This window comes from Paenibacillus vortex V453 (assembly GCF_000193415.1).
GTDB lineage: Bacteria > Bacillota > Bacilli > Paenibacillales > Paenibacillaceae > Paenibacillus_AQ > Paenibacillus_AQ glucanolyticus.
In genome coordinates, this window is the sequence record NZ_ADHJ01000037.1 from 466,506 (window position 1) to 478,832 (window position 12,327).

11 protein-coding genes and 1 pseudogene are annotated in these 12,327 nt (G+C 49.7%); all 12 read right to left on the reverse strand.

The window, feature by feature from the left end:
* Positions 1–33: 33 nt before the first annotated feature.
* Positions 34–2,376: an FtsK/SpoIIIE family DNA translocase gene (locus PVOR_RS19970; protein ID WP_419144518.1), complete on the reverse strand. Its 2,343-nt coding sequence runs from the start codon at positions 2,374–2,376 to the stop codon at positions 34–36.
* Positions 2,312–2,680: a hypothetical protein gene (locus tag PVOR_RS33090; protein ID WP_234973027.1), complete on the reverse strand. Its 369-nt coding sequence runs from the start codon at positions 2,678–2,680 to the stop codon at positions 2,312–2,314. The genes PVOR_RS19970 and PVOR_RS33090 overlap by 65 nt, the downstream gene beginning before the upstream one ends.
* A gap of 61 nt (positions 2,681–2,741) precedes the next feature.
* Positions 2,742–2,984, reverse strand: a complete 243-nt coding sequence (locus PVOR_RS19975; protein ID WP_006211269.1) for a YlzJ-like family protein — start codon at positions 2,982–2,984, stop codon at positions 2,742–2,744.
* Entirely contained in the window at positions 2,981–3,757 is a 777-nt protein-coding gene (locus PVOR_RS19980; RefSeq protein WP_006211270.1) for a ClpP family protease, read from the reverse strand. Before PVOR_RS19980 ends, PVOR_RS19975 begins: the two co-directional genes overlap by 4 nt.
* A 275-nt stretch (positions 3,758–4,032) precedes the next feature.
* On the reverse strand, positions 4,033–5,712 hold the full coding sequence (locus tag PVOR_RS19985) for a ribonuclease J (protein WP_006211271.1): 1,680 nt from the start codon (positions 5,710–5,712) through the stop codon (positions 4,033–4,035).
* Positions 5,713–5,934: 222 nt separating this feature from the next.
* A complete protein-coding gene (gene dapA, locus PVOR_RS19990; protein ID WP_006211272.1) occupies positions 5,935–6,816 on the reverse strand; it encodes a 4-hydroxy-tetrahydrodipicolinate synthase in 882 nt (293 codons plus the stop codon).
* Positions 6,817–6,926: 110 nt separating this feature from the next.
* Positions 6,927–8,141 carry an aspartate kinase gene (dapG, locus tag PVOR_RS19995; protein WP_006211273.1) on the reverse strand — a complete coding sequence of 405 codons (1,215 nt, stop codon included), beginning with the start codon at positions 8,139–8,141 and terminating at the stop codon, positions 6,927–6,929.
* Positions 8,142–8,211: 70 nt separating this feature from the next.
* Positions 8,212–8,725 (reverse strand): annotated as a pseudogene (locus PVOR_RS31085) (aspartate-semialdehyde dehydrogenase); the annotation flags it as partial.
* Between the two features lie 111 nt (positions 8,726–8,836).
* Positions 8,837–9,424, reverse strand: a complete 588-nt coding sequence (locus tag PVOR_RS20005) for a dipicolinate synthase subunit B (RefSeq protein WP_006211276.1) — start codon at positions 9,422–9,424, stop codon at positions 8,837–8,839.
* On the reverse strand, positions 9,425–10,321 hold the full coding sequence (gene dpsA / locus PVOR_RS20010; RefSeq protein WP_006211277.1) for a dipicolinate synthase subunit DpsA: 897 nt from the start codon (positions 10,319–10,321) through the stop codon (positions 9,425–9,427).
* A gap of 249 nt (positions 10,322–10,570) precedes the next feature.
* A complete protein-coding gene (gene dut, locus PVOR_RS20015; RefSeq protein ID WP_200860838.1) occupies positions 10,571–11,017 on the reverse strand; it encodes a dUTP diphosphatase in 447 nt (148 codons plus the stop codon).
* Positions 10,992–12,260, reverse strand: coding sequence for a M16 family metallopeptidase (locus tag PVOR_RS20020; protein ID WP_006211279.1), 1,269 nt, complete (start codon positions 12,258–12,260; stop codon positions 10,992–10,994). Before PVOR_RS20020 ends, dut begins: the two co-directional genes overlap by 26 nt.
* Between the last annotated feature and the right edge of the window lie 67 nt (positions 12,261–12,327).

Below are 12,327 nucleotides of genomic sequence, written 5' to 3' on the forward strand. Positions count from 1 at the left end.
TCCTTTTATTCTAGCGTGATGAATTCATTCAGCTCAACTGATACGATTCTGCTGCTGTTGGTACTGCTCCATCGACATGAGTACTTCCCGTGGCTTGCTGCCCTCATAAGGACCGATCACGCCTCGAGCTTCCATCGAGTCAATGAGACGGGCTGCACGGGTGTAGCCCACTCGCATTCTCCGTTGAAGCAGCGATACCGATGCCTGTTTCGCTTCCAGCACAATCGTCACCGCCTGCTCATACAGCTCATCCAATTCTTCATCATCGGAATTCGAAGATTCATCAATTTCAGGAACCAACGATTCGTCATACTCTGCCTGTGCTTGATCACGGACAAAATCCACAATGTTCTCTACTTCCTGATCAGTCATAAAAGCACCCTGCACCCGAATTGGCTTGGAAGAGCCCATCGGCATAAACAGCATATCCCCGCGGCCAAGCAGCTTCTCAGCCCCCGCCATATCCAGAATGGTCCGGGAATCGACTTGAGAAGATACTCCAAAGGCAATACGGGACGGAATATTCGCTTTAATGACCCCGGTAATCACGTCCACCGATGGACGCTGGGTGGCGATAATCAGATGAATTCCGGCAGCACGTGCCATCTGGGCAAGACGGGTAATCGCGTCTTCTACGTCGTTTGCGGCAACCATCATCAGATCGGCCAACTCGTCCACAATCACGACGATGTAGGGCAGTACCGCGGGCAAATTATCCTTCATCAGATTATTGTAACCCTCAATATTCCGTGTTCCGGACTTTGAGAATAACTCGTAACGCTTCTCCATCTCAACAACGATTTTCTTAAGCGCCAGCGAAGCCCGCTTCGGATCGGTTACGACCGGTGCCATCAAATGCGGAATCCCGTTGTAAACGTTAAGCTCAACCATTTTCGGATCGACCATCAGGAATTTAACCTCATCCGGCTTCGCTTTATACAGAATGCTGGTAATAATGCCGTTGATACATACCGACTTCCCTGAGCCGGTTGCACCTGCTACCAGAAGATGGGGCATTCGCGCCAGATTCCCAACAATCGTCTGACCGGATATATCGCGACCGAACGCGATCGACAGCTTCGATTCCGCTTCTTGGAAGGTCGGTGTCTCCATGACCTCCCTCATCGTAACGAGAGAGACTTCATTGTTCGGCACCTCAATGCCGATGGCCGATTTGCCTGGGATCGGTGCCTCCATGCGGATATCCTTGGCTGCAAGCGCCAATGCAATATCATCGGTCAGATTTACGATGCGGCTTACCTTGACCCCGATGTCAGGCTGAATTTCGTAACGGGTGACAGAGGGTCCTCTTACAACCTCCAATACCTTAGCCCGTACGCCGAAGCTTTCCAAGGTTGCCTCCAGCTTGCGAGCCGTTTGCATATAATCATTCTGGTCGCCACCCTTACCGCCATTGTTCGGTTTGGATAGCAGGCGGAATGGCGGCAGCTTGTACGGCTTGGGTGGTGGTGCAGGAGGTGCTGACGGTGCCGTACCAGCTTGGACGCCATCGCCCGCAACAGCTGTTGCATCCAGATCACCGCCGCCCGGCAGCTCATTGCCATCAATCGAGTTGGTACCGGCCGCTTTCCCTCCCGGCTCATCCTGAGCCAGAGGAGGCATCACGGCTTCCTGATCATCGTACTCGTCATCCAATCGTTCTTCTTGTTTCACCTGCTCGAAGAAATCACGAATAATCGGAGATGACGGAACCGAATCGACAGGAGGAGTCGCAGCATCCATAACTCCTTCAGGCTGATCCGAACTGTTAAACAGGACAACCTCGCCTTTCTCGTTAGTACCGTGCCCATTCCCCACTGTAAATACCGGCGCACTGTCATCAACAGCTTCCACTGCCTCTTCCGGTACTTCATTCCGCTTGTTGCCTTTGGAACTAAACAGCTGGAAGAACTGCGGCGCTTTGCGGCGCGGCAGCCTCATGCTCTCCATATCATCCAGATCATCATCATCCAGATCTTCCGGAAGCTGCATCCGTTGTTCCTTGGCATTTGATTTCGCTGCTGCTCTCGATTTCGTCTGCTGGCTGTTCACTTTCTTCTGAATCCGTTCTCCAGCTTTCACTACCCTCACACGGAACATGCGCATCAGATCAACATAGGACAAATTCGTTATCAGCATGAAGCTGATAAATAACATGACAATCATAATAAGTCTTGCCCCTATGCTGCCAAACAGCATCAACAAAAAAGCAAACTGCAGGGCTCCAACGTAGCCCCCGCTGATATCTCTGCCCATCACGGGATGATGTCCATCATCGACCCCGCCATCAAGCAGTTCGCCTTGCAAATCACTATGTATCTGGCTCATCGCATTCGATGCATTCAATTGTCCGATTGGGGCCAACTTGGACTCCAAGCCTGCGATGCTGCTCATTAAAGTGAGCGACAATATCAGAAGAAGGACTACCGGTACGTCTGCTGTTCCACCGCTTGGGCCATTTCCGGTGAATCATTACCATTAACCCGTAATAAATGCCGATCAAGGGGATGATAAAGTAGTACTTGCCCAGCAAATATCCCGACATCTTGGATAGGGAGCGCCCGACCGGTGCTTCTCCGGATAAAGCGATGACCGAGAGTGTCATCAATACAATTCCATATATTTCATATTTCAATACTGCTGCAAAGGCTGCCTTCTTCTTCCTTTTCCGTTTTGCCAAAAGTGTCACCCCCGAATCCATATTATAGCATAATATTCGGTGGCGTACCTATGTTCTGTTTTTAGCCTTTTGCCTCATTTTTTACCGTCGGAATATAGCGAATGATAGACCCCGGAGTGTAGCGAGGGTTCAGATAATCCTGAAGTCCGCATTCCAGTAAACGGACAATCTTCGCTTGATCCTCCGCCAGAGGTTCAACTTCCATCAGTATTCCCTCAACACGGATCTCCCTGGATGTGACAGCAGTCTGATCCTCTTGGAACATTCCGATCGGGTCGAACGGCATTACACTGTACCATATCATTGCGTAATCCCCCCGGGACTGATCGGTTTACGCTCTGCGATCATGCTGTTTAAACGACTCAATGCCTGTCCGATCCCGCCTACTTCGTCCATTAACCCGTATTTGACCGCATCAACTCCCGACACTGCGGTTCCGATATCCCGGTTCAGCTCACCTGTTGCAAACATGAGATTCTTAAACCGCTCCTCCGTGATGCCGGAATGGCTCGTCACGAAGCGCACAACGCGTTCCTGCATCTTTTCCATGTATTCAAAAGTTTGCGGGACACCAATGACCAGCCCACTCATGCGAATCGGGTGAATGGTCATGGTTGCACTCTCCGCAATAATGGAATGGTCCGCTGCTACGGCAATCGGTACGCCGATACTGTGCCCTCCCCCTATAACCACCGTCACCGTCGGCTTGCTTAGCGAAGCAATCATCTCTGCAATGGCAAGACCTGCTTCAACATCTCCTCCTACTGTATTTAGAATGATCAAGAGTCCTTCGATCCGGGGATTTTGCTCAGCGGCGACAAGCTGTGGAATCATATGCTCGTATTTCGTTGTCTTGTTCTGTGGGGGAAGCACGAGATGGCCCTCGATTTGACCAATAATGGTCATGCAAAATACGTTGGATTCCCCACCATTCGGAAGTCCTGTCTGCCCCAGCTGCTGTATGGCTTCCGTAACAGCCGCCTTCTTGCCATCCTCCGTGGGAATGGTCGGAGGAGCTTCTGTCTCACCCGTTAAACCTGTTCTTCTCTTGCCCGTGGTCCATTGATCCTTGTCCATCGTGCATCCCTGCCTTTATCTTAATGTCTAGCTGCAGCAGCAATCACACAGCTAACGTTTAGTATGGCAAATGACGGGACTCTTTTATGCTTGCAGTGACAAAAGGACATCCTCATTACTCATACAGGCCAAGTCGAATAAACTCCTATCGAATTGCAAGTCCGAAAGCAGTTTCAAGGAAAAGAATATAAAAAGCCCCTCTTTCGCGGGAACCGTCCAATTATTACCTGCGAAAGAGGGGCGACTGTGTGCCTGATTTATTTTATTGTCTTGTATCAGACTTCCATAATGATCGGCAAGATCATCGGTCTGCGACGTGTTTGCTCATACAAGAAGCGTCCCAAAGCGTCTTTTACGCTGGTCTTAAGTGACGCCCATTCATTCACGTTTTCACTCATCAGCTTCTGAAGGGTGCTGGAAACGATACGGTTGGCTTCATCCAGAAGCCCTTCGGACTCCCGAACGTATACGAATCCACGCGAAATAATATCAGGACCGGATACGATGGAACCGTTTTGCTTGCTCAAGGTAACAACGACGACCAAGATACCGTCCTGAGACAGCAGCTTGCGATCACGCAGTACGATGTTACCCACGTCACCGACACCAAGTCCATCAATCAGAACGTTGCCTGCTGTCACTTTGCCGGCCTTGCGGGCCGAGCCACCTTGAATTTCAACAATTTCACCGATATCGGTAATAAAAATGTTGTCCGGATCGACACCAACGGACTCTGCAAGCAGAGCATGACGGCGCTGCATCCGATACTCGCCATGGACAGGGATGAAAAATTGCGGTTTCATCAGATTCAGCATAAGCTTGAGCTCTTCCTGACTGCCGTGTCCCGAAACGTGGACACCGGAATTGGATCCGCTATAGATAACGTCTGCTCCAAGACGGAACAACTCGTCAATCGTACGTCCTACATATTTTTCATTCCCTGGTACCGGAGTTGCTGCGATGATGACCGTATCTCCCGGCAGGATGTCCACCTTACGGTGAGTAGACCGGGCCATACGTGTCAGCGCTGACATCGGTTCACCCTGACTGCCTGTACACAGAACAACTACACGGTCCGCTGCCATTTTGTTAACCTCTTCAGGTTCAATCAGCATACCCTCGGGAATGTGCAGATATCCAAGCTCTGCTGCAATGGATACCACATTCACCATACTTCTGCCGATTACGGTTATTTTACGGCCTGTGGATTCAGCTGCGTTGACCACCTGCTGAATACGATGCACATTGGATGCAAACGTTGCAACAACCACGCGCTGCTCCGCTTTACGGAAGATATCTTCCAGAACGATGCCCACATTTTTCTCAGAAGGCGTGAAGCCTGGTCTTTCTGCGTTCGTACTGTCCGACAGCAGAGCCAAAACTCCCTTGCTTCCGATCTCAGCCATACGCTGCAGATCTGCATATTGGTCATTTACCGGAGTATGGTCAAACTTAAAGTCCCCCGTATGCACGACATTGCCTTCAGGTGTTTCAATGGAGATTCCCACGGAATCCGGAATGCTGTGATTCGTCTTGAAGAAGGTTGCTTTCAACGTGTTTCCGAGTTGAACTTCAGAATCTGCGTTGATCAGAATCCGTTTCGTCTCACCAAGCAAATTCGCTTCTCTGAGCTTGTTCTCAACCAATCCGAGCGTCAATTTCGTTCCATATACTGGAACATTCAAGTGTTTCAATACGTAAGGGAGGCCGCCGATATGGTCCTCGTGACCGTGAGTCAGCAAAATCCCTCTCACTTTGTCGCGATTTTCCGTTAAATAGCTAATATCAGGAATAACAATATCAATCCCAAGCATATCTTCTTCTGGGAACTTCAATCCCGCATCCACGACAACGATGTCATTGGCATACTGGATGACATACATGTTTTTCCCGATCTCACCGACGCCGCCCAAGGCAAAAATCGATAGTTTATCGCTGCTTATTTTCTTAGACAAATGTATCTAACCCTCCTATAGTTTTGGACGTCGTACCATTGTTATATTAAATTTCAAAAAAATACCGCACCCAGTCACTTGAATTCATTATACATGATGAAAAAGTGAAAACACAAGTCAACCACCTTCGTGAGCCTTAGGATGCCCCGAAACAGAGGGGTTTAAAACGAAGAAGCCACTGCCTTCAATGAAGGCAGTGGCTGTTCTGTATCAGCAATTATGTTACAGGGAAGAGAGTATACGGCGGATAAAAGCAGCCTCATTCTCGCTTGGAGAAACAAGCGGCAGACGAACATCGCCGACCTGATATCCGCGCTCCGTCAAGGCGAATTTGACCGCCGAGGGATTCGGAAGCGGCTCAGGGCATTCAAATAGACCTTTAAACAGCGGGAACAGTGATTGATGAAGCTTTGCGGCTTCCTTCACATCGCCCTCCACATAAGCATGAATCATATCCTTCATTTGGGCTCCGGCAATATGGCTGGCCACACTTACGATCCCATAGGCACCAACCGACAGCGCAGGCAGCGCAGCAGAGTCGTCACCGGAATATACGATAAACCCGTCCGGAGCTCCTGCCACAATGCTGGTGACCTGGTCGATCGAAGCGCATTCCTTGGTTGCCACGATGTTCGGAAGTTGAGCCAGGCGCAAGGTCGTAGCCGTACTCAGGCTAATGCCCGTGCGTCCAGGCACATTGTACAGCATGACAGGCAGTGATGTCGCCGCGGCAATGGCCTCGAAGTGCCTGTAGAGTCCTTCCTGGTTCGGCTTATTATAGTACGGAGCGACAAGTAAAATGCCGTCGACACCGCAGTCCTCTGCTTTTTTCGTCAATTCTGCAGAATGTACCGTATCGTTGCTGCCGGTACCCGCGATAATCTTGCTTCTTCCAGCTGCCTGCTTCACAGCAAAAGAAAACAATTCGAGCTTCTCGGTTTCACTTAGCGTAGGTGATTCACCCGTTGTTCCTGCGATGACTAACGAGTCCGACTTCTGATCAACAATCAGATGCTCAATAAGCCTCGCAGTCTCGTCCCAATTGATCTGACCATTCCGATCAAAAGGGGTAACCATGGCAGTAATCAATCTTCCGAAATCCACAATGACTCCTCCTTAAAGCTCTCTCGAGCGGAGAGCTTCCTTCGTAAGTAATCTATATTTGATGTTTCCTTTCAACATACCTCAGCCCTTCGCGCGCTCTGAAATACAGCTTATACATGTAGTTCGAATTTATGATGCAGTGCGCGCAGCGCTTGAGCCATATCTTCCTTCTTCACGAGTACCCATATCGTTGTGTTCGAATCGGCCGATTGCAGAATCGATATATCATGCTCACTTAAGGATTCTACGATTTTGGCCATAATGCCCGGAACGCCATTTATACCGCCGCCGATAACGGATACCTTCGCACAGCCGGACAAGCTTTTGGGTTTCAAATCCAGACCCTGCAGCACTTCGATCGCTTTCTCCGAATCGCTGTCAAATACGGTATAAAGGACTCCCGTAGGGGTAACATTAATAAAATCTACACTGATGGAATGTTCAGCCATCGATTTGAACACCTTCAGTTGAAGACCTTCCGTACGGTCACATTCCACTGAAATTTGCGTGATATTACTTACATATGCAACTCCCGTCACAAAGCGGTCTACAATGCCAGACTGAATATCTCTGAAACCTTCCGGCTGGGTAACCAGCGTTCCCTCATTATCCGAGAAGGTTGACCGCACTCTGACCGGAATTTGGGATTGCATGGCAATCTCAACCGCTCTGGGATGTATGACCTTAGCACCCTGATGAGCCATATTACAGATCTCTGTATAACTCACATAACTGAGCGGCTTCGCATCCTCAACAATTCGGGGATCCGCTGTAAGGATACCGTTAACATCCGTATAGATGTCCACCATCTCCGCACGAAGTGCCGCACCGAGTGCAGTAGCCGAAGTATCACTGCCTCCCCTACCCAGCGTTGTAAAGTCTCCAGAATCCGTCTGGCCCTGGAAGCCTGTCACAATAACCACTTGATGATACTCCAATTCCTTTAATACTCGTTCAGGTTTTACGTCCTTAATGCGTGCATTTCCGAAGTGATCGTCTGTAAGAAATCCGGCTTGAGCACCTGTCAGCACCGTTGCGGTTATCCCTTCATGCTGAAGCAGACTGCACAGTGTCGTTGCTGAGATAATCTCTCCGCAGCAGAGAAGCAAATCCCGCTCTCTGCTAGGCAGGGCGTTGCCATTATGCCCGATCCAATCCAGAAGGGTATCTGTAGCATAAGGCTCTCCGCGGCGTCCCATAGCCGATACAACCACCACTAATTGGTATTGGTTGGCCAGTTCGCGCTGAATGTGCCCGATAACATGGGTTCTTGCTTGCGGTGTAGACAATGATGTTCCGCCGAATTTTTGAACTAAGATGCGCATTGAATATTCCTCCGTTTATATATGCCCAGGAGACGTAAATTGCGGGCCTACCGACTGAAACGGCCGGCTGTTAAGCCTGGCCGTTCCGTTTGTTCACAATGAGTTCTGCGATTTCCACGGCATTCCATGCCGCACCCTTTAGAAGGTTATCTGAAACGATCCACATGTTGAGCCTGCGCTTATGCGCCAGACCGCGGCGAAGCCGACCTACGAATACATCCGGTTTCCCTTGGCATCCGTATCCAGCGGGTCCGATTGAAAGCTTGGATCCTCAACCAGCGTAACTCCGGGTGCATTCGACAGAAGCCGTTGAACATCTTCCAGATCATCGTCATTCTTGAATTCCCACATACACGGATTCATAATGCCTTCACAACCGGGATACGTACACAGATAGCCGTCACTTCGATGGATTCGTCGCCCTTAATTTTTCTGGTCTCGTGGACCATCTTCATTTCTTCTAATGGATAACCATTCTCTGTACATTTATCGATCTGCGGAATCGCATTAAAGGCAGTTTGATGTTTCACGGGCAGCGATCCGACAGGTAAAATGTCAAGCCTCATCTCTTGACCAGCAAGAACTTCTGGCTCTAGCACAGTATGCTTGCTGATCTGCCTGATCTCTCCGTCAAGAATAAAACGATGGCTGCAGTTGTTTCTAGAGTGCGTATCGGGCTACAAGACCTTAACGCATTAAGAATATTCCACAATCATCGGCTGCAGCTGTTTCCCTTCAAGAGCCGCATAACACGCTTCCGGAATGAGATTCATTTTGGCGACAAGCGAGTTTGGTTTCTGCTGGGGATTATCCTGCCCATACGGAACAAAATAGATGTTCTTCGTAATCAGCAGTTTAGCGATATTCGCCGCATTTAGCCCAAGGCCATCGTTCGTTGAGATCGCCAGCACAAGCGGCCTTCCATTTCTCATCTGCGCCTTGGCTGCCATTAAGACAGGACTGTCAGTCATCGCATTGGCCAGCTTGCTGGTCGTATTTCCCGTGCAAGGAGCAATGACCAAAACGTCAAGAAGCTTCGATGGGCCTAGTGGTTCCGCGTCAACAATTGTAGAAATAATATCATTACCCGTAATATCTTTCAACTGTTTCTGCCAATTTTCCGACGTGCCGAATCGGGTATCCGTTGTCATGATCGTGCTGGATACAATCGGCACCACGTTGGCTCCCCCGTCCTTAAACCGCTGGATCTGCGGCATCACTTCTTCAAGCGTGCAGTGTGATCCTGTCAGGGCATAACCCACTGTCTTTCCATTCCAATTCATCTACGCATCCCCCCGAATCTTGATTTCTTCAGAAATCAGCTCCACCAGCGTATTGGCCATAATGATGCCAGCTGTTTTTGGAGCCACGATTCCGGGTAGTCCGGGTGCGAGCATGGCTTTGATACCCCGTTTCTCGGCATAGCGAAAATCGCATCCGCCGGGTGCGGAGGCGAGATCAATGATAACTGCCTCCCGAGGCATTTTCGAGATGATTTGTGCTGTGACTATCATAGTTGGAATCGTGTTAAAAAGCAAGTCAATAGAAGGCACATAAGACCCTAAATCCCTTACCAGGAAAGGTTTCCAGCCCATTTCCTCAGCTCTGGCATAATGCTCCGATTTGCGTACGCCCATCAGAATTTTGGCACCCAAACCTTGCAAGCTGCGAGCCATTGTAAAGCCTGTTCGTCCCATGCCAAGCACCATGCTGGTTGAACCGTGAATCGTAAAATCCGTATTCTGGATCGCCATCATCAGCGCACCTTCCGCTGTCGGAATTGAATTATAGATGGCAACATCGTCCCTCTCCAATATCTCTACCAGCTTGATCTTATATTTGTCACATAGCGAGCGCAAATACGGTTTCGCCATGCCTGTATAGATCACTCCATGACCGGGCATTGCTGCGATATGCTCCTCCTGCAGTCGCAATGGCCCTTCTGAGAACAGCGCACTGACACGTCCCTCATCATCACATCCAACCACAGGCAGGATCAGAGCATCTGCGTCCGATAACAGCTCCGGTGTGAACTGCTCACGAGTCACTCCCTGAAACGAATCCTGCAGCTTCTCAAACCCGGCGATCATGACGGAGGCATCCATCTCAGCGCATTTGCGAATCACTTCAATTTGCCTTGCGTCTCCTCCAACAAAGACGGTCCGGACTCCTGTTAGCATGGAAGGCCTCGCTCCTTTCTTCAAACCAACGTATAAACCATCTTATGCTGCCGCCTATGGGGTGGTGAGCGCATTTCAATTAAACTACCGCCTTAACGCATTAAATAAAGCCGCAAACCCGACATGGCCCGTTCAGGTCGTTTGCTGCAGTACATCAGCAAATTGAAAAAACACCGCCCGGTACAAACCCTGGCGGTGTTAGCGTGTGCTGTATGATGTTGATGATATCAGAAGCATTCTTGCTTGAATTTACTTGCCGGTATGTCCGAATCCACCCGCACCCCGTACGGTGTCGGACAATTCCTCTACCTCTATGAATTCCACGGTAGGGACGGTTTTAAACACCATTTGAGCGATGCGCTCATGACGTTCTATCGCAAAAGGCTCCTGCCCCAGATTGACCAGCAGCACCTTAACCTCCCCGCGATAATCGGCATCAATGGTGCCGGGGGAGTTCAGGCAGGTGATGCCGTGTTTGAATGCAAGTCCACTGCGAGGGCGGATCTGCGCTTCAAGCTCAGCCGGCATCGCGATTGCAAAGCCGGTCGGGATTAATTTGCGCTCGCCCGGATTTAAAACCACGGGCTCCGCAACCGCTGCATGCAGGTCGAAGCCTGCAGCAAGCTCGGACATTTTCACGGGCAATTTAACATCTTCATTACCAGGCAATCTATTGATTTGAACGTAGTGCAACAAATTCATTCCTCCTAAGTACATTCAATGCTTTATCTGAAGTTCCTACCATCGCTAGTGCATATGGAGTCCCAAACATGCGGTCAAGAACCGCATCTACATCCTTCATGCTGACCTGCTCGATCCGCTTAATGATTTCGTTGAGGCTGAAATGATGGCCCAGCATCAATTCGTTCTTGCCCAAGCGATTCATGCGGCTGCTCGTGCTCTCCAGACCAAGAATGAGGCTGCCCTTAAGTTGTTCCTTCCCCTTGCGTAGCTCCTCCTCGGTCATCCCATTGGTCGCCACATCATGCAGCATTTCCGTGGTCAGTTGAAGTACTTCCTTCGTCTGCTTGGGAGCTGTACCCGCATAAATGGTAAACATGCCATTGTCGGCGTGGGAACTGTGGTAGGAATATACCGAATACGCCAATCCACGCTTTTCCCTGATCTCCTGGAACAGCCGTGAACTCATGCCGCCACCTATAGCATTATTAAGCAGCACCATCGCGTACTGAAGCTCGTCGCCGATGGAGCAGCCTGGAAACGACAGGCAGATATGATTTTGCTCTGTTTTTTTCTTGCGGAATTGCACGCCGTCCAGAAAAGCAGGCACAGCCAGCGGCTCGGCAGTTCCATGGTTTGTAAAACCGCCAAAATGGCGCTCCAACAGCTCGATCACTTCATCATTGATGTTGCCTGCAAGGGCAATCACCGTATTCTCAATCGTATAGTGTGTGTCCATGTAGGATTTAAGCGCCTGTGAATCCATCGATTCAAGCCGTTCCTTCGTGCCGAGAATCGGATAGGCGAGCGGATGATCCCCATAAACGGATAACGACATCAGATCATGAACCAAGTCATCGGGCGTATCCTCATACATCGCGATTTCTTCCAAAATCACATTTTTCTCTTTCGCCAGCTCACCCGCATCCAGCTTCGAGTTGAAGAACATGTCGGACAATACATCAACCGCAATCGGAAAATGCTCATCCAGCACCTTGGCGTAATAACAAGTGTATTCCTTGGAAGTGAAGGCATTAACGTTGCCGCCTATAGCATCAAATTCCTCTGCGATAGCCCTGGCATCAAAACGCTCCGTCCCTTTGAACATCATATGCTCTATAAAATGCGTAATCCCGTTGATCTCAAGCGATTCATTGCGGGATCCAGTCTTTACCCAAATGCCGAATGAAACCGAGCGACTCGTCGGGATTTGCTCCATTACCACTCTCAGGCCGTTAGACAATTGTATTTTTTTCACGATAGGGCCCCCTAACTGTTCCATCCAGGTTCACTTTAGCTGATCAACAGCCTCATGCCATCCATCA